Origin of the sequence: Nocardia sp. XZ_19_369 (assembly GCF_015355715.1) — a bacterium.
Lineage (GTDB): Bacteria > Actinomycetota > Actinomycetes > Mycobacteriales > Mycobacteriaceae > Nocardia.
Genome location: NZ_JACVED010000001.1, coordinates 1,071,652 through 1,090,009, shown reverse-complemented (window position 1 = coordinate 1,090,009; position 18,358 = coordinate 1,071,652). Strand labels below are relative to the sequence as shown.

Below are 18,358 nucleotides of genomic sequence, written 5' to 3'. Positions count from 1 at the left end.
TACGGGGATGCTGAACAACGGTGCGATGATCGCCGACCGGTACCGGCTGCAGCGCCTGATCGCGACCGGCGGCATGGGCCAGGTCTGGGAGGCGCTGGACACCCGGCTGGATCGCCGGGTGGCGGTCAAGGTGCTCAAGTCGGAGTTCTCCACCGACCCGACGTTCCGGCAGCGGTTCCGCACCGAGGCAAGGACCACCGCCCAGCTGAACCACCCCGGCATCGCCGGGATCTACGACTACGGCGAGACCACCGACCCGCAGGGCAGTGAAACCGCCTATCTGGTCATGGAATTGGTGCAGGGCGAGCCGCTGAACACGGTGCTGAACCGGCTCGGCAGGCTCTCGGTGGGCCAGGGTCTCGACATGCTCGAGCAGACCGGTCGCGCGCTGGACGTGGCGCACCGGGCCGGCGTCGTGCACCGCGACGTGAAGCCGGGCAACATCCTGGTCACGCCGACCGGTCAGGTGAAGATCACCGACTTCGGTATCGCCAAGGCGGTCGACGCCTCGCCGGTGACCAAGACCGGCATGGTGATGGGCACCGCCCAGTACATCGCGCCGGAGCAGGCGGTCGGCGAGGACGCCACCGCCGCCAGCGATGTGTACTCCCTCGGCGTGGTCGGCTACGAGGCGCTCGCCGGGACCAGGCCGTTCAGCGGCGACGGCGCGATCACCGTCGCAATGAAGCACGTGCGCGAAACGCCACCGCCGATGCCGGGTGACCTGCCTGCCAACGTGCGTGAGCTCATCGAGATCACCATGGGCAAGGATCCGAAGGGCCGCTACTCGCGCGGCGGCGAGTTCGCCGACGCGGTCGCCGCGGTGCGCGCGGGTCGCAGGCCGCCGACCCCGACCGGGGCCAACCCGTCGATGTCGATGACCGGCGCCACCCGGGTGCTGCCGCCCGGACCGACCGTCGCATTGCCCTCCACGCCATCGGAGTTCGACGGCGCGACCGTGCACTACTCCACGCCCGCGGGCGCGGCCCTCAACAACGCCGGCTACGCCAACGGCACCGGTGCGCCCGCGACGATGCTCAACAGCGGTACCGGTGGCAATCAGCTGCCGCCGGAGAACGGCAAGAAGTACACCACCACGCAGAAGTGGATGGCTGCGCTCGGCGCGGGCGCGGTGCTGCTGCTCGCCATCGTGCTCTACCTGATGTTCGGTGGCGACACGAACCCGGATTCGAAGGTCCCGCCTGCCACCACGACCACGCAGGCGCCGAAGCCGCCACCGCCGCCGGTGACCAGCACGACGACGCCCAAACCCGTTCCGCCGCCGGTGGTGACCACGGAGCCGACCACCACCGAACCGACCACCACCACGCCGGAACCGACGACGACCACGCCGTCGCCGACCACCACGCCGCCGAGCAGTACCAAGCCGACGACGACAACACCGGCGACGACCCTGCCCCGAATCCCCACTATCGACATACCATTTCCGGGGAACAGTGCTCGAAGCTCCGCCACCCCCAGCGCGCCCAAAACCTCTTCGCAAGGACAACAATGACGACCCCGAAGAATCTCTCCTCCCGCTATGAGCTGGGCGAGATCATCGGGTTCGGCGGCATGTCCGAGGTGCACAAGGCGCGCGATCTGCGGCTCAGCCGGGACGTGGCGATCAAGGTGCTGCGGGCCGATCTGGCCCGCGATCCCACCTTCTATCTGCGGTTCAAGCGCGAGGCCCAGAACGCCGCCGCGCTGAATCATCCGGCCATCGTCGCGGTGTACGACACCGGCGAGGCCAAGGTCGACGACGGCCCGCTGCCGTACATCGTGATGGAGTACGTCGACGGCGACACGCTGCGCGACATCGTGCGCGGCCAGGGTCCGCTGCCGCCGCGCCGCGCCATGGAAGTCGTCGCGGACGTGTGTGCCGCACTGGATTTCAGCCACAAGGCCGGCATCGTGCACCGCGACATGAAGCCGGCCAACATCATGATCAACCGGGCCGGCGCGGTGAAGGTGATGGACTTCGGCATCGCGAGGGCGCTCGCCGACAGCTCCAACCCGATGACCCAGACGGCCGCGGTCATCGGTACCGCACAGTATCTTTCGCCCGAGCAGGCGCGCGGCGAGACGGTGGACGCCCGTTCGGACGTCTACTCCGTCGGTTGCGTGCTGTTCGAAATCCTCACCGGTGAGCCGCCTTTCACCGGTGACTCGCCGGTCGCGGTCGCCTACCAGCACGTCCGGGAGGATCCGCGGCTGCCGTCGCACGTGCATCCCGGAGTACCGCGCGAGCTGGACTCGGTGATCCTCAAGGCGATGAGCAAGAACCCGGCCAACCGCTACCAGAGCGCGGCCGAGATGCGGGCCGACCTGATCCGGGTGCTCGGCGGGCAGAAGCCCATCGCGCCGATGGTGATGACCGACGAGGACCGCACCACCGTCTTCGGCTCGAACGAGCCCGCGCCGCGCAGCTACCGCACCGTCGAGCGCAACGACGACACCGCGGAGCAGGGGCCGCCGGAGTCCGGCGGACCGCGCCGCTCCATCTATGTCGCCGTCGCCGCGGCCGCCGGTGTCGCCGTGCTGCTCGCCTTGTTCTGGGTATGGGTCGGACCGGGCAGCAAGCCGGAACAGGTTGCCGTGCCCGACCTTTCGGGCAAGTCCGCGCAACAGGCGGCCGATACGCTCCAGCAGGCCGGTTTCGCCGTCTCCATCCAGCAGAAGCCGGACAGCAAAGTGGCCACCGGCAACGTCATCTCCACCGCACCGCTGGGCGGTGCGCGGGCGGACAAGGGCAGCAACGTCACCATTCAGGTGTCCACCGGCCCGGCCCAGGTGCAGGTGCCGAAGCTCGACGGGATGAGCCAGCAGGAGGCCGAAGCCGCATTGCTCAACGGCAACCTACAGATGGATCCGAGTGTCGTGCGCAAGCCGTCCAGCACGCAGGACACCGACAAGGTCATCGGGCAGGATCCGTCGGCGGGTTCCCGGGTGGATGTGGGCCGGGCCATCGTCGTCACCATCGGCTCCGGCCCGGAATCGGTCCGGGTGCCGAACGTGATCGGTCAGGACATCGACGTCGCGCGGCCGAACCTGGTGGACAGCGCCGGATTCAAGATCTCGATCCAGGAGGTGCCGTCGTCGCGGCCCAAGGGCGAGGTGCTCTCGACCAGCCCCGCGGGCGGCGCGCCGGCGGAGAAGGGCTCGACGGTCACCGTGCAGGTGTCCAGCGATCAGATCAAGATGCCGTCGCTGGTGGGTCTCACGGTCGCGCAGGCGGTGGACAAGCTGCGCGCGGAAGGCTGGACCGGCACGCAGAGCCAGATCAGCCAGTCCCCGCAGGGCACCTTCGACACGAGCAGCGTGGGCCGGATCCTCAGCCAGCAGCCATCCGCCAGCGGTTCCATCCCGAAGAACGGGACCGTGTCGGTCGGCGTGGGCGTCCTCGGCCCACCGTGAGATAGCGGTATCGGCGAAACACCGACCGGTCGGTGTGATCGGCGGCAGAATTGGGTGTGCTCCATCCGGATCAGCAGTGCTGAGCAACGAGGAGGAAGCCTTATGACTACCGCCAGGGACATCATGAAACCCGGTGCGCAGTGGATCTCCAAGGAGGAGACCGTCGGGAAGGCCGCCCGGGTGATGGCCGAACTCGGCGTCGGATCACTGGTCATCGCCGACGACAGCGATCGCATGTGCGGCATCATCACCGACCGCGACATTGTCGTGAAATGCGTTGCGCAGGGTCGTTCGCCGGCGACCACGCGGGCCGAGGAACTCTGTGAGTCCACGCCCCGCTGGGTCGCCGCCGACGCCGACGTCGAGGAGGTGCTCGACCAGATGGAGAGCCACCGGGTCAAGCGGATGCCGGTGATCGACAACAAGCGGCTGGTCGGCATGATCAGCGAGGCCGACCTGGCCAGGCACCTCGACGACAACCAGCTCGGTGAGTTCGTGACGGCGGTCTACGGGCGACCCTAGGTTCCCGGCGGCGCCGATCGCACTTCGACACAGGGCCTCGTCCCCCACTCTCGGCGGGGTCGGGCACTCGGTGCAGCGTGCTGAGCACAAGGCCTCCGGTGTCCGAATTCTGCTCGGGCGCAAACTCGCTGCCGGAGGCCTCGCCCGCGGCGGCGTATCGGCACGACCACGTGGGCCGTATCCGCTACACCGTCGCGATATTTCGGTATCACAGAGCCGCAGGTGTCAGGTTATTCCCGTTTCACCTAACGCAGTGCAGCGCCGGTTGTTTCACCGAAACAGCTGAATGCTGCTCAGTAGTGCTCGTAACCGGGCCCGGGCCCGGCCATGCAGGTCACTTCACCGATCGGCACCCAGCCTGTTATATGCGGAATGTGCACGATGTAGTAGTAGGTGTTTCCTTCCGTTTTGTACAACTGGTACCCGTAGGCATAGCCATCGTCTTTGATTTCGGTGAACTTCCCGTTCTGCCCGCAGTGCAAAGGGGGTTTGAGCAGGCTTTGCGCGGACGCAGTGCCGGCAGCCATGCTGCTCAACATCATTGCGGCGACGGACGCGCCTGCGACACCTGCGGCGAGCCTCCGAAGGTTTATCATGGAAGTGTTCCAATCTGTGTTGTGAACTGTGAATTGCTGCATGCGTGCAGCTCCGGGTGTTGGGGAGTGGCAGCTCCCCAACACCAGGTTCTATAAGATCTTGTGTTCTATAGGATCTGACGCGTCGAGTCCGAAATCGGTTCCATCGAAATCGGAAGTTGTCTTGGCAGCCGAAAGTTGGCAGTCATCGACGTTCGATCACGAATATCCTGCCGCCGCAACGATGTAGAACATTGCGTGCTGAATCCTGGTGCGCTTCAGGACAGCTCGAGGTGACCGTTCATCGACATCGCCTCCGCCGCCAGCTCGGTCAGCTCGATCACCTCGACGCCCTGCTCGCGCAGCTTCTCCACGCCGACGCAGTTCGTCACGAAGGTCGCGGGCTCGCGCCAGGCCAGCACGACCCGGGGAATTCCCGCCCGCAGGATGCGATCGGTACACGGCGGCCGGGTCGCGGTGGCCCGCTGCGAACACGGTTCCAGCGTGGTGTAGATCGTCGCCCTGGCCAGCCGCGGATCGTCCGCGTCGAGCTTGTCCAGCGCCGACTCCTCGGCATGCACCTTCGCGTCGGTCTCGCGCGAGTAGCCGGTGGCGATCTCCACATCGTCGGCCACGATCACCGCGCCGACGGAGAACGCCGTCTCGCTCGGCGGGCAGCGCCACGCGAGTTCGATGGCTCGCCGCATGTACCGAGTGTCGCGCTCCGCCATGGGTTCGGACTTCGGGCGGTAGCGCAAGACCGCGACGTCGCCGAACAGGGCGATGTCGACCAGCCGCATGCGGCGGTGCGGGGCGCCGGGATAGCTTGCGGCGCCGAGGAATCGCGGGGCTTCGGGGTCACCGACCAACAGGGGTGCGACCGCCAGGTGCAGTTCGTCGGCGAGGTCGTCGGCAAGAAAGGTGGTGTGGATGCGGGTGCCGCCCTCGACCATGAGGCGGGCGACGCCGCGGCGACCGAGGTCGTCCAGGAGGGCGCCGAAGTCGAGTTCGGTGCCGAGCGAGACGATTTCGGCAAGACCGGACAGGCGATCGGCGAGCCGCGCTGCGCCCGCATCGGTGGTGTACACGAGCTTGTCGCCGCCGTGATGCCAGAACCTCAGGTCCGGATCCAGGTCACCGCTCGCCGTGACAGTGATCTTCAGCGGGTACTCCGGTTTGCCCGCCTCGACCCGTGCTGTGCGGCGCTCGGCGCTGTCGACCAACAGCCGAGGGTTGTCGCGGCGCAGTGTTTCGGCGCCGATCAGAATCGCGTCGGAGTCCGCACGCACCTGATCCACCCGGTCGAAATCCGCCGGGTCCGACAGCCGCAGACGCTCAGGGCTCGCATCATCGATGTATCCGTCGACGCTCACCGCGACCGACAGCAGAACATATGGACGGGTCACTGCCGCACCTCCCGGTCGTCCCACGTCTCCCGGTCGCTCACCGCGTCCGTTCACTGCACGCCTCCCGGTCGCTGACCATGTCCGCTCCCTGCCACACCCTCGGTCGCACGCCGCGTCCGACTATTGCAGCACCAGCGCGGCGACCTCCGCCTCGAGCATCTCCACCAGACCCTCGGCCGGGCGCTCGCCGCAGACGCCGAGCCAGTTGGCCAGCATCCGGTGCCCACCCTGGGTCAGCACCGATTCGGGGTGGAACTGCACGCCGTGGATCGGCAGGGTGCGATGCCGCATGGCCATCACGATGCCGGATTCGGTGCGTCCGAGCACCTCGAGCTCGTCCGGCAGCGTGTCTTCGAGGACGGTGAGCGAGTGGTAGCGCGTGGCGGTGAACGGGTCGGGCAGGCCGGCCAGCACACCGGCGCCGATGTGGAAGACGGAGCTGGTCTTGCCGTGCAGCAGCTCGGGCGCGCGGGTCACCGTCGCGCCGAAGGCTTCGCCGATGGCCTGATGACCCAGGCACACGCCGAGCAGCGGAACGGTGTGCCGGGCGCAGGCCCGCACCAGGTCGATGCTGGCGCCCGCGCGATCGGGGGAACCGGGCCCGGGGCTGATCAAAATGCCGTCGAATTCGGCCACGACGGCGTCCACATCGGCCAGGTTCGGGTCGTCGTTGCGCCACACCACGGCCTCGGCACCCAGCTGCCCGAGGTACTGGACCAGGTTGAAGACGAAGCTGTCGTAATTGTCGACGACCAGAACACGCATGATCCGAGATTACGTCCCCGCACGGCACCGCGTCGCATCCAATACCAGTTGGGATAGCCTAGAGGCACACCGGAGGGCGCCAGAGCCTCGTCCACCGTGGCGAGCGAGCTCCGCACCACCACCCGCGCCTGCCCCGCCGGTACCGACCTGCACGCCGAATACGAGGACGTCATGCCCAAGTCGAAGGTCCGGAAGAAGACCGATTACACGATCAACCCGGCCAGCCGGACGCCGGTGAAGGTGAAAGCCGGACCGTCGCCGGTCTGGTACGTCACCATCATGCTCGGTTTCATGCTCGCCGGGCTGGTGTGGCTGCTCGTCTATTACCTCGCCGCCGATCACATCAGCTGGATGAGTGATCTGAACGCCTGGAACTTCCTGATCGGATTCGGCCTCATGGTCGTCGGTCTGATCATGACCATGCGGTGGCGCTGACACCACATCTGGGCTGTTCCAGGTAACGCAGGCACCACATCTAGATTACAGACGTGTCATTCATGCACACCTGTGGATGAACCTGTGGACAACTCGAGGAGTGCTTGGGGAAAGTGACCCGTGACACCTGATTCTCCCGATCCACAGCCCCGCGAGGCCACGCCTCGGCTCGCCTGGACCACGCCGGCACCGGCCCTCGTCGCGGTGACCGGTGGTGGCATCGTGCTGGCCGTTGCCGCGATCCTCGCCAACGAGGCCGCGGCCCGCCTGCTCATCGGGCTGGCGGCGGCCGGGCTCTTGGTCATGGCCGGGCTCGGCTTTCGGCAGCGACCACGGCTGACCGCTGTCGCGGGCGCCGACCCGCGGATGGTCGTGCGCACTCTGATCGGTGCCGACGAATACACCCGCGACCAGATCATCCGCGCTCGGGTGGTCGACTACCGCCGCCTCGGGCGCAAGATGCCGATGCTGGAAATCGACGTCGACCACGACGGCACCGAGCGGCTGCTGATCTTCGGCCGCTGGGATCTGGGTGCTCGCCCCGACGACGTCTACGACACCTTGGTCCGCACCCTCCGGTTGTCCGGCGAGACCACCCGCTGAACCCCGTCTGCCCGCAAGCAGCAGCGACGCAGTCGTTGTTGCTGTGTGGCTTTCCGGTGTTTCACGTGAAGCCACACCACGAATCCCGAGTCAGGCCAGCGACATAGCGGTGGCGCCGATCACCCCGAACGACACCAGTGCGATGACCGCGACCGCGATCCAGCCCACGAGCCGTGCGGTCTCTTGCGATTTCACGCGCAGCCAGCCCGGCAGGAACAGAATGCCCAGCGTGGCAAGCGTGCCCGCGGCCAGCCCGCCGAGATGTCCCCACAGGGAGATGCCCGGCAACGAGATACTGATGAAGACGTTGATGGCGATCAGGATCAGCATCTGATTCGGGTTCTGCCGCAGCCGGATCAGGATGACGGTGATCGCCCCGAACAGGCCGTATACCGCGCCCGATGCACCTGCGGTGAAGCTGTCCTGCGCGAACACCATGACGGCGGCGGAACCACCGAGCAGCGACACGAGATAGACCGCGAGGTAGCGCAGCCGTCCGAGTACCAGCTCGCCGTCCCGGCCGATCACATACAGCGCGAACATATTGAGCAGCAGATGGATCGGACCGTAGTGCAGGAAGCCGGAGCCGATCACCCGCCACCACTCGCCGCCGGCCACCGCAGGCGGGTAGAGCATCCAGTCGATGAACAGCGCCGAGGCCCGGTTCGCCATCAGGCTTTGGGCCTGCACCGCGGTGATCGCGTAGATCGCCACGTTGATCGCGATCAACGCGTAGGTCACGTACGGCAGCGACGCCCTGGCCACCGGCGCGCCTGCGACGGTGCGCACCGGCGCCACATCACGCTGCCCCTGCTGCAGGCAGTCGACACAGTGCTGGCCGACCGCCGCGGGGCGCAGGCATTCCGGGCAGGAGGGCCGTCCGCAGCGCGTGCACGCCAGGCCGGTCGGACGATTGGGATGGCGAACGCACGTCGGCGCAGGCGGCTGGGCGGTCATAAGCTCATTCGATCGTGATCTTGGTGATTTCGACGGGTTCCAGGGGGCGGTCATTGCGGTCGGTCGCCGTCTTGGCGATGGCGTCGACGACCTTGCGCGACTCCGGATCGACGACCTCACCGAAGATGCTGTGCTTGCGGTTGAGGTGCGGCTGCGGGCCGACGGTGATGAAGAACTGCGACCCGTTGGTCGCCGGTCCGGCGTTGGCCATGGCCAGCAGGTAGCCGCGGTCGAAGCGCAGTTCCGGGTGGAACTCGTCGCCGAACTCGTAGCCGGGTCCGCCGCGTCCGGTGCCGGTGGGATCGCCGCCCTGAATCATGAACCCGTCCATCACCCGGTGGAACACGGCGCCGTCGTAGAACGGGCCGGTGCTGCCGCCGCTCGCGTTCGCGGTGGTGTACGGCGCCGAGCCGTCGGCGAGCCCGATGAAGTTGCGGACCGTCTTGGGGGCGTGGTTACCGAAGAGCGAGATCTTGATGTCGCCGCGATTCGTGTGGAGCGTCGCCACAGCGGTCTGGTTCGGTGAGGTCACGCCGCAATGCTACGGTCCCGCCGCTCAGGAACCGCAGCGCACCGGCCGGTACCACCCGTGTCGGGTCGAGTTCCGGTGCGCCAGGCGAAGTTACCCGCGACGCAAACGGTGGTCGTCCGCGCCGCGGGCGAGTCGCCGTCCGACCCGCCACCTGAACCGATCAGTAGTGGTTACGGCACACCCGGGTGAGCCGCTGAGCTGGAGCTACTGCATGAACGGCGCGGTTGTGCCAGCATGGGCCAATGACCATGGGGCCCCTACATGTATCCACACGTACTCGTAACCGGCTCATTGTCGCGGCGGCCGTCGCGCTGGCGGGTGGCGTGGCCTGGCTGGTACGCAGCAAGCGGCCGCAGCCGCCCGCACCGGCACCGGCGCCCCCGCGCATCGGCTACTCCCGCAACGGCTCCGCGCCCGCTCCGGTAGCCGGAGCGGGCGCGGAGAACGGCCGCTAGCGGTTCAGCGACTGACGGTCTTCTTGTACTGCCGGACCGCCAGCGGTACGAAAATCGCCATGATCACCACCACCCAGATCAGCGTGGTCACCTCCGGATTGCGCAGCGACCACGCGGTGGGCGTAGGTGCCACCGCACTGGTGTTGCCGAAGAGATCGCGGGTCGCCTGAGTCAGCGCCGAGACGGGATTCCACTCGGCGATCACGCGCAGCACCGTCGGCAGCTTGTCGCTCGGCACGAAGGTGTTGCCGATGAACGTCAGCGGGAACACCACGATGAAACTGGCGTTGTTGAAGACCTCCGGTGCCCGCACCAGCAGCCCGACGTAGGCCATGATCCAGGACACCGCGTAGGCGAACAGCAACAGCAGCAGGAACGCCAGCACCGCGTCCAGGAACGAGCCGCGGATCCGCCAGCCGATCGCCAGACCGGTCAGCGACATCACCGTCAGGCTGACCACGTTGATCACCACGTCGCTGAGTGTGCGCCCGATCAGCACGGCCGACGGCGCCATCGGCAGCGAACGGAAGCGGTCGATGATGCCCTTCTGCATGTCCTCGGCCAGCGCCGCACCGGTGAACGAAGCACCGAACACCACGGTCTGCGCGAAGATGCCGCCGATCATGAACTCCCGGTAGCTCACCCCGGGGATCTCGATCGCCGAGCCGAAGATGTAGGCGAACAACAGCACGAACATGATCGGCGAGAGCGTCGAGAAGATCAGCACGTCGGGCACGCGCCTGATCTTGATGACCCCGCGCTTGGCGATGGTCAGGCTGTCGCTCACCACCATCGACAGTTTGTCGCCGAGCGAGAGCCGCTCGTGCACCGGAGCCATCGTGGTCATCGGGTCGTTCCTTCCACTGCGGCCTGCCGCTCTGCCGCGGCGCGGCCGTTGTCGTTGGTCAGTTCCTCGGCCTCGTGCCCGGTGAGGGTCAGGAAGACGTCGTCGAGCGAGGGCCTGCGCAGGCCGACGTCGTTGATCCGTACGTCGTGTTCGGCGAGCTTGCCGATCGCTGCGACCAGCGCCTGCGATCCGTCGGCCACCGGGACGGTGAGGCGGCGCAGCCCTGGCTCGACGTGAATCTCGCCGTCGGCCAGGCCTTTCAGCGCCTGCATCGCGGTACCGAGGTTGTCGGCGTGGTCCACGGTGAGCTCGATCCGGTCGCCGCCCACCAGGGTCTTGAGCTCGTCGGCGGTGCCGCGGGCGATGACCTTGCCGTGGTCGATCACCGCGATGGCGTCGGCCAGCCGGTCGGCCTCGTCCATGTACTGGGTGGTGAGCAACAGCGTGGTGCCGCCGGCCACCAACTCCTCGATGACGTCCCACAGCGCCAGCCTGGCGCGTGGATCCAGGCCGGTGGTCGGCTCGTCGAGGAACAGCACCGGCGGGTTCGCCACCAGCGCACCCGCCAGATCGAGTCGCCTGCGCATGCCGCCGGAGTACGTTTTCACCGGCCGGTCGGCGGCGTCGCTGAGCCGGAACCGCTCGAGCAGTTCGCGTGCGCGCTCCTTACTGCGCTGCACCCCCATGTGATAGAGCCGCCCCACCATTTCCAAATTCTCGAAACCGGTGAGATATTCGTCCACCGCGGCATATTGGCCGGACGCGCCGATGCGGGAGCGCAGGGTCCGTGGCTCGCGCAGCACGTCGATGCCCGCGACCGTCGCCCGGCCGGAGTCCGGCACGAGCAGGGTGGTGAGCACCCGGACCGTGGTGGTCTTACCTGCGCCGTTGGGTCCGAGTAGCGCGGTGACGGTCCCCGCCGGAACCGAGAGGTCGAGTCCATCGAGGGCGACCAGATCGCCATATCGTTTGACCAGACCCTCGGCGACTATTGCGTCGGGCATGATTCTCCTGAGTTCGTGAGTTTTCGTGGGATGTATTTGCACGACGCCAGTGATCTGGTGCCGACCGAATTCGCTGGGCCGGGGGAAATGGCCGATACCCGAGTCAGTATTGCGCCACCCACCGACAATTTCATCCGATTTGCGCCGGTTTGCGATCTTGAAAAAGCGCGTGCCCGCCACCACCGGGCATCCCTCGGCGCCGAGGTTGCCCGATGTTGCCCTGAGGGAGAGCCGAGGGCACGGTGTGCGAAGTGATGTGCAATCGCTCGGTCCTTCGGTTGGGCGCGCGGCGAATCTTTCTCTCTACAACGTACAGAGTTAATGGCGGATTGCCCACCCCCGAATCGGCCCGGACGCGCCTCCCACAAACGAAGGCCGCACCTCGATCCAGGCGGTGCTCGGGGGTGCCGGATCGAAGTGCGACCGGTTCGATACTCCCGCGTGTGGTCCATCGAGTCGTGCGTAGCGGACTACCCGAATCGTCGTCGCGCGGTACTCGTGCACCGGGCTGCGCCCACGCGAAAGCGCCCGGGCCCCTTGCTCGCTCGGACCGTTCGATCGGCCGGAACCCGCTGAACACGAACACATGTTCGCACCGGGGTACGACAGATTCCGGCCGCCGACTACCGACACGCATCGGCGTCGGTCGCCCACCGCCGTCGAATCGTGCTCGCGGGGCAGCGATTCTCCCCACACAGCGACCGGTCGGCTTGTTTTGTCAGGCTGTAACAGCCCCGGATCGCAAGGCGTAAGGAGCGGGTATCGACCTGCGCAACAGTGGTTTTGGCAAACACCAGGCCACCGCCGAACAGTGGCCCCCCGGAGGGTCCCACCTACCCGAAACGGTCACGAACTAGCAGAAAGTAAGCGGACCCAAAAAATCTTCAAAAAGTGGCACTCCCCACGCGCACACAATCGGGAATCATCGCGTAGGATCATTCAAGTCGGCCCCTCCCCCCCGGGCCGACCTTACGCGGGCCTCGGCTAACTCCCCCCCTTCGCCGAGGCCCGCTCCCCATTTCCGGACCAGGTCAGACGGCCTGATTCTCGCCGGGTAGCACCGATCGCCAGGCCGTAGCCAGACGCTGATCACGCACCCGTCCGGCGATCCCGAGCAGCGGACGATCCCGCTCCCACCGGTGCCCGGTCACCGAATCCACGGACGCCCACAGCGAATCCAGCTCCGCCAGCAACCGCTCGACGGACGCGAATATGCCACCCAGCGCGATGTGCACGCCCGGCGAACTCGGCGCATCGAGGTCGAGCCCACGCACCGCCGCCACCACGGTGAGCAGTCGCTCCAGCACAGAATGCGACCAGCCCGCTTCGCGCGCCACCCGCACCAGCCAGCCGAGCGCCGCGGCCAGCACATGAATGTCCTCGATCGTGCGGAACGGCTTGAGGTAATCCAGGTAGCCGTCACCCGGTAACACCTCTGCCGCAACATCTGTCAGCGTGACCATCGCATGCGGGATCTCCGGGGCAAAGGGAGTCGCGGGCAGATTCGTCACGTGCACCCCGGTCGCACCGGCGTCGACCACGGTGGCGCGCAACCGATTCCGGCCGTCCTCGGCCGCTCCCACGCTGGCCAGTACCACCAGCCGCTGCGCCAGCTTGCCCAGCGTGACAAAGGTTTTGGTCCCGTTGAGCCGGAACTCGCCGCGGTCTTCGATCAGCGTGGTCCGGATCGCCGCCGGGTGCCCGCCGCCCGCCTCGGTCGCACACAACGCGACAAGTTCGTCAGCGGGCAGGTCCGGAATCAGCGTGCGCACCGCCTCCTGATACCCGGACAGGAACGCGTAACCGAGCCGGTCGGCGCCGAATCCGCCCGCGATGGCGACATCGACCGGCTTGCCGAATCGGTTCGCGGCCACCCGATGTCGCGTCCAGGCCGCGCCGGCATCATCGAGCGGCGTCGCGGCGAGCGGTTCGGTCAGCAGGAAATCGAGCACGGAGTCCACCCGTGCACGGTAACCGGCGGTGCGATGGAGAGCGGTGTGGTCACCCGGCGGCGCGTGCTACCTCGGGCGGCGCCTGCCAGATCCGGCTGCGCAGATCCCGGCCGCGAATCACCTGGATCCGCCACGGGTCCAGCCGCAGGATCTGCAGCTTCGGGTCCTGCGGTGAGTGCCAGAACTGGCCGAGGTCGTAGCCGGCGCCCGGCGGGCTGGTCTGCCGGTACAGCTGCCACACCCGCTCTCTGATCTCGGGCGCGTCGGCCCACTCGGCCGTCGCGTCCACCGCCACCGAATTGTTGCCCGGCGCCCAGTAGGAGAAGTTCACATGTGGATTGGCGGCGATGTGTGCCGCTTTGACGGGAGTCTTGTAGGTGGCCAGCCAGCCGAGCGGCGTGCCGTCCGCGTGCTCCCAGACCGGGATCAGCACCCGCGTCCTCGGCCGATGCTGCTTGTCCACGGTCACCATGGTGGCGTAGCCGATCTGTCCGACGAAGGTGTCGAACTCCGTCTCGATGTCGGCGAAGGCCGTCACCTTGTTCGTCATGCTGCCATTCCTTTCGTGCGACCGATCACAACGGACCGGCTGTCTGTCGGTGTACGCACGTTCCGTTCGCCACTGTCCCGAGTCGGCCCGTACGGTTACTTCCGGTAACTGACAGCATCATGCGTCACCAGCACTGAACAGGGAAGACGGCACATCGAAGTCACTCGGTTACTGCGCGGATACCGACCACTCGATCGACCCGATCGTCGGACGAACACTCGATTCGACGCTGGTGACCATCCGGCAACCTACGGCGCTGCACATGCGCGTTCCTCCGACGAGCGGTAACACTGAGGAGGACCATCCGCCCCGAAAGGAGCCCGACCTGTGCGCAAACCGGACGAAGCTCGCAAGAGGGCACTTTTCGACAACGAGGCGCGACTGTCCTGGGTGCTGGCCGCACTGGCCGGATTGATCGGCGCGGCGGCGTTCATGCACACCGCTGGCTACTTCGTCACGTTCATGACCGGCAATACCGAGCGTGCCATCCTCGGCCACTTCAGTGGTCAGAAGGACACGGCGGCCGCGGCGGCGGGACTGCTCGCGTCGTTCGTCGGTGGCGTCGTGGTCGCCTCCTGGTGCCGCAGACACTATTGGTCCGGGCATCCGCACGGGCCGACCCTGCTGACCACCTTCAGCTTGGCCACCGCGTCGATCATCGACATCGTCCGGTTCCAGAACCCGGAGACCGCCGACATCGACTTCGTGCCGATCCTGTTCGTCGCGTTCGGCGTCGGCGCGCTGAACACCTCGTTCGTCAAGGACGGCGAGGTGTCGGTGCCGCTGAGCTATGTCACCGGAACCTTGGTCAAGCTGGCCCAGGGCATCGAACGCCATATCAGCGGCGGCGACTACGCCGACTGGCTCGGCTACTTCCTGCTCTATCTGAGCTTCGCGCTCGGCGCCCTGCTCGGTGGCCTGTTGAGCATGCTGGTCGCCGGCTGGGCGATGCTGATCACCGCGACCGTGGTCTGCCTGATCGTCACCGGCTACACCTACCTGCACCTCGACCGGCACGGACCGCTGTCGGGCCGCTGACTCCTGTGCACTCGTCGGTCGGTCCGGTTACGGTTGCCGCGTGGAGGAGAAATTCAGGGCCGACGCCGATCAGTTCGCGGCGCTCGTCCTGCAGCGATTGACCGAGGCCGGCGAGCAAGACGCGAAGTACGATCCGGACGAGTTCATGATCACCGTCGGCGACCTCGAGCTGTACCTGGGCAATATCTTCCGGGAGGCCGCCCACCTCCCGGCCGACGATCGGGACGCCCGGATAGCCCGTTACATCGCAGGCGTCCAGGACAACGACGCACCGGAAACCTGGCTCGAGTGCCGCGCCTTGCTGCGACCGATCTTGCGCCCCAACGGCTTCGGGCTCAACACCCCGACCGAGGAGATGCTGCCGATCGCCCGCCCCGTGCTCCCGTTCCTCGACGAACTGGTCGCGATCGACAAGCCCCACTCCCGCTCAATCGTCTCCGGAGCGACGCTGGAACGCTGGGGTATCGCCGCCGACGAGGTCTTCGCCGCCGCACGCGAAAACCTCACGGCCCTGGTCGGTTCCCACGGCATCAAAGAGCCGGGCCTGCTCCATTTCGCCGACAACGGCGACGGTTACTGCACCTCCTGGCCCCTGATCCCCGGCTGGCTCGCCGGCTCCGGCGACGGCACCCACCGCCCCATCGCCTTCATGCCCGAGGTCGACACTCTGATCATCACCCCAGACGACGGCGACCTCACTTCTCTTTTCGAGCAGGTCGAGCAGCAGTACCGCGCCGCCGTCCGCCCCATCTCCCCCCAGGGTTACACGGTCGACGACAACGGCACCGTAATCCCCCTCGACCAGGTACCCGACCACCGCCACCACGCCCTCGCCCTCCGCGCCCGATGCGGCTTGGCCATCACCGAATACGACGCCCAAACCGAGGCCCTGAAAACCGCGATGGAACGCGACTTCGTCTACCCCCACCACGAGGACCTCGACCCCGCCTTCGTAGCCTCGGTCCGCTACATGGTCACCGACGAGGGTCCCTACACTGTGACCGTCTGGGGCAAGGACGTCGAATACCTACTCCCCGAAGCCGACCGAATCCTCTTCTGCACCGAAGAGAACGGTGAAATGCAAACCCTCTTCGAAGTCCCCTTCGCCACTGCAGCCGAAATCACCGGCCTGACACCAATTCCCGGCATGTCCCCCCGCCGCTACGAAATCCGCCACTGGCCGAACCCCGAAACCCTCACCCGTCTAGAGGCCGCGGCAGTACCGCATTGAGCTCAACCCTCGGCGGCACGTAACCGCGTGCCGCCCTAGGGGGTTCGGCGACAGGCAGAGGCTCAGCGAAACAAGTCGCCTGCCAATGGCTCGAAACTGCCGCCAGCTCGCTTACTTGCTGGCGCTGTATTCGAGCGACCTAAGCGTCAGCGAGGCAAGGGAGTTACCTCAGATACGCGACCAGCGGCAGGGGTACGGGGCGAAGCCCCGCAAACATCAAACCAGCACACAACCCGAGAAGGCGCACCCGAGAAGGGGGGTCCGGGGGCAAAGCCCCGCCGGGCGGGGTGTGGGGGCTCCGCCCCCACAAGACACGACGAAACGAGCCCCGCACGCGCTTTCCGCGTGCAGGGCTCGCCTACGAGTGGAGTGGAGCCTAGGGGAATCGAACCCCTAACCCCTGCCTTGCAAAGGCAGTGCTCTGCCAATTGAGCTAAGGCCCCGAGTCAGCGGGTGGTGACTTCGTGCCACAGGTCGGCGTCGGTGCGCTGGCGCAGCTTGGAGATGCCGATGAGAACCGCGACCACGGCGCCTACCGTGACAAGAAACTTCATGGTTCCCACCCTACTGTGATGTTCGGGAGTGGGCCTAGGAGGACTTGAACCTCCGACCTCTTCGTTATCAGCGAAGCGCTCTAACCGCCTGAGCTATAGGCCCGTATCGACTCTTGTTTTCTTCCACCTGAGCCGAGGCTAGAGATTACCCGACTTGCCCGTGAACGACCAAAACGGCTGGTAGCAGGGGTGCCGATCGACGAAAACGGCCGGCGCCGTCCCTGGTGGAGGGACTACGCCGGCCGCTGGGTGTTCGAGGTGCTAGTCGGGATCGGCGAGCGTCACCTGGATGCCGCCGACCAGATCACAGCACTGGTTGTAGATGAACGTGCCGACGGTGCCGAGCGCGGTGAACAGCACCACGTTGATCAGCCCGATGACGCCCGCATAGCCGAAGACCGTGCCCGCGTCGATGAGCCCGACCGACCCGCTGTCCTGGGACACCATGTCGGTGAAGGTGTTGTTCAACCGTTCCCATACACCCATGCCCTCGAGCACGATGTAGAGCAGGCCGACCGCGAGCATCCACACGAAGAACATGGCCACGCTGATCACCAGCGAGATCTTCAGGGTCGACCAGGGGTCGATCCGGCGGATCTGCACGGTGGCGCGCAGCGGCTCGCCGGTGGCGACGGCCGCGGCGACCGCGACCGGCACCGCGGGCGAGATGGGCGGCTGCTGCCCGGTGTGGTGTTCGGCCGACGGCGGCAGCGGGTGCCGGATGTCGGACAGGTCCGGCATGTCCTTGATCAGCTCGGGGCGCGCGATGCTGCGGGTCGGTCCGTCGATGCCGACGGACTTCACCATCGCCGCTTCCTTGCGGGCCGCCTTGGCGGCGAGGTCGGCGGTGGTGCGCGCGTTGGTCACGCCACCGCCCAGGCCGCCACCGCCCGAACCGCCTTGGCCCCCTGAGCCGCTCGGTCGTCCGGTGACCGGCGCCTGGCCCGGCCGGTACAGGTTGGACTGTGGTTCCCGCTGCGGCAGCTGCGCCCAGCCGTCCTGGAACGGCGATTGGCCACCGCCGTTGCCACCGGACTGATCCCCCGACTCGGGCGCACCGGGCTCTGAGTTGTTCATGCGGACATTCTGATCGAACGGATCTTGGCCGCCGTGACCGGGAGCCTGGTCCGACCCCGGTTGCTTGCCCGCGAAATCGCCTTGCTGATCGTGCATTTCGCGTTGCTGCCCGCCCTGCTGCCCGCCGGATCGGTCGCCGCCTTGCTGGCCACCGCCCTGCGGACCACCGTGCTGCTGCTGGCTGCCGTGTTGCTGCCCGCCCTGCTGGCCAGCGGCGGACTGCCCACCACCCGGTTGGCCACCGTTCGGCTGGCCGCCTCCCGGCTGCCCGCCACCCGGTTGGCCGTTCTCGGCCGACGAGTTCGGCCGGGGGATCGGCCGCGGCGGAATCGGTGACGGTGCGATCCGCTCGGTCACACCGTTCGTCGGGTGCCGCTCGTCATTCGGCTGATTCGGAGTGGTCAATGGGAATCCTTAGATCCGTTCGTTGCCGCCGCT

19 protein-coding genes and 2 tRNA genes are annotated in these 18,358 nt (G+C 67.0%); 8 read left to right on the top strand and 13 right to left on the bottom strand.

Annotation, left to right across the window (positions count from 1 at the left end; translation table 11 throughout):
• Positions 1 to 7: 7 nt before the first annotated feature.
• The 3 genes from IBX18_RS05050 to IBX18_RS05040 all read left to right on the top strand — a co-directional run bounded on the left by IBX18_RS05050 (position 8) and on the right by IBX18_RS05040 (position 3,939).
• A complete protein-coding gene (locus tag IBX18_RS05050) occupies positions 8 to 1,516 on the top strand; it encodes a protein kinase (RefSeq protein WP_194832500.1) in 1,509 nt (502 codons plus the stop codon).
• A complete protein-coding gene (gene pknB / locus IBX18_RS05045; protein ID WP_194832499.1) occupies positions 1,513 to 3,417 on the top strand; it encodes a Stk1 family PASTA domain-containing Ser/Thr kinase in 1,905 nt (634 codons plus the stop codon). The genes IBX18_RS05050 and pknB overlap by 4 nt, the downstream gene beginning before the upstream one ends.
• A 102-nt stretch (positions 3,418 to 3,519) precedes the next feature.
• Entirely contained in the window at positions 3,520 to 3,939 is a 420-nt protein-coding gene (locus IBX18_RS05040; RefSeq protein WP_194832498.1) for a CBS domain-containing protein, read from the top strand.
• A 293-nt stretch (positions 3,940 to 4,232) separates the two neighbouring features.
• On the opposite strand, the gene IBX18_RS05035 is transcribed toward IBX18_RS05040, so the two are convergent.
• The 3 genes from IBX18_RS05035 to IBX18_RS05025 form a co-directional block, all read right to left on the bottom strand.
• A complete protein-coding gene (locus IBX18_RS05035; RefSeq protein ID WP_228540302.1) occupies positions 4,233 to 4,466 on the bottom strand; it encodes a hypothetical protein in 234 nt (77 codons plus the stop codon).
• 326 nt (positions 4,467 to 4,792) lie between these two features.
• The gene (locus tag IBX18_RS05030) at positions 4,793 to 5,920 is read right to left on the bottom strand and encodes a dihydrofolate reductase family protein (protein ID WP_194832496.1); all 1,128 of its coding nucleotides are present in this window, start codon (positions 5,918 to 5,920) and stop codon (positions 4,793 to 4,795) included.
• A 120-nt stretch (positions 5,921 to 6,040) separates the two neighbouring features.
• Positions 6,041 to 6,685: an aminodeoxychorismate/anthranilate synthase component II gene (locus IBX18_RS05025; protein WP_194832495.1), complete on the bottom strand. Its 645-nt coding sequence runs from the start codon at positions 6,683 to 6,685 to the stop codon at positions 6,041 to 6,043.
• A gap of 171 nt (positions 6,686 to 6,856) precedes the next feature.
• Here IBX18_RS05025 and crgA point away from each other — a divergent pair, with 171 nt between their 5' ends.
• The gene (gene crgA, locus IBX18_RS05020; protein WP_107659880.1) at positions 6,857 to 7,120 is read left to right on the top strand and encodes a cell division protein CrgA; all 264 of its coding nucleotides are present in this window, start codon (positions 6,857 to 6,859) and stop codon (positions 7,118 to 7,120) included.
• A gap of 120 nt (positions 7,121 to 7,240) precedes the next feature.
• Positions 7,241 to 7,723 (top strand): PH domain-containing protein, encoded by a 483-nt coding sequence (locus tag IBX18_RS05015; RefSeq protein ID WP_194832494.1) that lies wholly within the window; start codon positions 7,241 to 7,243, stop codon positions 7,721 to 7,723.
• 90 nt (positions 7,724 to 7,813) lie between these two features.
• Here the strand turns inward: IBX18_RS05015 and IBX18_RS05010 are convergent, their stop codons facing one another.
• Entirely contained in the window at positions 7,814 to 8,680 is an 867-nt protein-coding gene (locus IBX18_RS05010; protein ID WP_194832493.1) for a rhomboid family intramembrane serine protease, read from the bottom strand.
• Between the two features lie 4 nt (positions 8,681 to 8,684).
• Positions 8,685 to 9,212 carry a peptidylprolyl isomerase gene (locus IBX18_RS05005; RefSeq protein ID WP_194832492.1) on the bottom strand — a complete coding sequence of 176 codons (528 nt, stop codon included), beginning with the start codon at positions 9,210 to 9,212 and terminating at the stop codon, positions 8,685 to 8,687.
• A gap of 242 nt (positions 9,213 to 9,454) precedes the next feature.
• On the opposite strand from IBX18_RS05005, the gene IBX18_RS05000 reads away from it, so the two are divergent.
• Positions 9,455 to 9,667, top strand: coding sequence for a hypothetical protein (locus IBX18_RS05000; protein ID WP_194832491.1), 213 nt, complete (start codon positions 9,455 to 9,457; stop codon positions 9,665 to 9,667).
• Between the two features lie 4 nt (positions 9,668 to 9,671).
• Here IBX18_RS05000 and IBX18_RS04995 read toward each other — a convergent pair whose 3' ends face one another.
• From IBX18_RS04995 to IBX18_RS04980, 4 genes are all read right to left on the bottom strand, one after another.
• Positions 9,672 to 10,514, bottom strand: coding sequence for an ABC transporter permease (locus IBX18_RS04995; RefSeq protein ID WP_135234172.1), 843 nt, complete (start codon positions 10,512 to 10,514; stop codon positions 9,672 to 9,674).
• The gene (locus IBX18_RS04990) at positions 10,511 to 11,518 is read right to left on the bottom strand and encodes an ATP-binding cassette domain-containing protein (protein WP_194832490.1); all 1,008 of its coding nucleotides are present in this window, start codon (positions 11,516 to 11,518) and stop codon (positions 10,511 to 10,513) included. Before IBX18_RS04990 ends, IBX18_RS04995 begins: the two co-directional genes overlap by 4 nt.
• 1,031 nt (positions 11,519 to 12,549) lie before the next feature.
• Positions 12,550 to 13,479 (bottom strand): acyl-CoA dehydrogenase family protein, encoded by a 930-nt coding sequence (locus IBX18_RS04985; protein ID WP_194832489.1) that lies wholly within the window; start codon positions 13,477 to 13,479, stop codon positions 12,550 to 12,552.
• A 40-nt stretch (positions 13,480 to 13,519) separates the two neighbouring features.
• The gene (locus tag IBX18_RS04980; RefSeq protein ID WP_194832488.1) at positions 13,520 to 14,020 is read right to left on the bottom strand and encodes a pyridoxamine 5'-phosphate oxidase family protein; all 501 of its coding nucleotides are present in this window, start codon (positions 14,018 to 14,020) and stop codon (positions 13,520 to 13,522) included.
• A 327-nt stretch (positions 14,021 to 14,347) separates the two neighbouring features.
• Between IBX18_RS04980 and IBX18_RS04975 the strand changes: the two genes are divergently transcribed.
• Together IBX18_RS04975 and IBX18_RS04970 are read left to right on the top strand one after the other, a co-directional pair.
• Positions 14,348 to 15,058, top strand: a complete 711-nt coding sequence (locus IBX18_RS04975; protein WP_194832487.1) for a YoaK family protein — start codon at positions 14,348 to 14,350, stop codon at positions 15,056 to 15,058.
• Positions 15,059 to 15,098: 40 nt separating this feature from the next.
• Complete coding sequence (locus tag IBX18_RS04970; RefSeq protein WP_194832486.1) at positions 15,099 to 16,289, top strand: hypothetical protein; 1,191 nt, start codon at positions 15,099 to 15,101, stop codon at positions 16,287 to 16,289.
• A 370-nt stretch (positions 16,290 to 16,659) separates the two neighbouring features.
• Here IBX18_RS04970 and IBX18_RS04965 read toward each other — a convergent pair.
• The 4 genes from IBX18_RS04965 to IBX18_RS04955 form a co-directional block, all read right to left on the bottom strand.
• A tRNA-Ala gene (locus IBX18_RS04965) sits at positions 16,660 to 16,732 on the bottom strand.
• Positions 16,733 to 16,735: 3 nt separating this feature from the next.
• Positions 16,736 to 16,843, bottom strand: a complete 108-nt coding sequence (locus IBX18_RS41915) for a DLW-39 family protein (protein WP_222595215.1) — start codon at positions 16,841 to 16,843, stop codon at positions 16,736 to 16,738.
• 29 nt (positions 16,844 to 16,872) lie between these two features.
• Positions 16,873 to 16,946: transfer RNA gene (locus IBX18_RS04960), tRNA-Ile, on the bottom strand.
• Between the two features lie 158 nt (positions 16,947 to 17,104).
• On the bottom strand, positions 17,105 to 18,325 hold the full coding sequence (locus tag IBX18_RS04955; RefSeq protein WP_194832485.1) for a DUF3566 domain-containing protein: 1,221 nt from the start codon (positions 18,323 to 18,325) through the stop codon (positions 17,105 to 17,107).
• Positions 18,326 to 18,358: the final 33 nt, after the last annotated feature.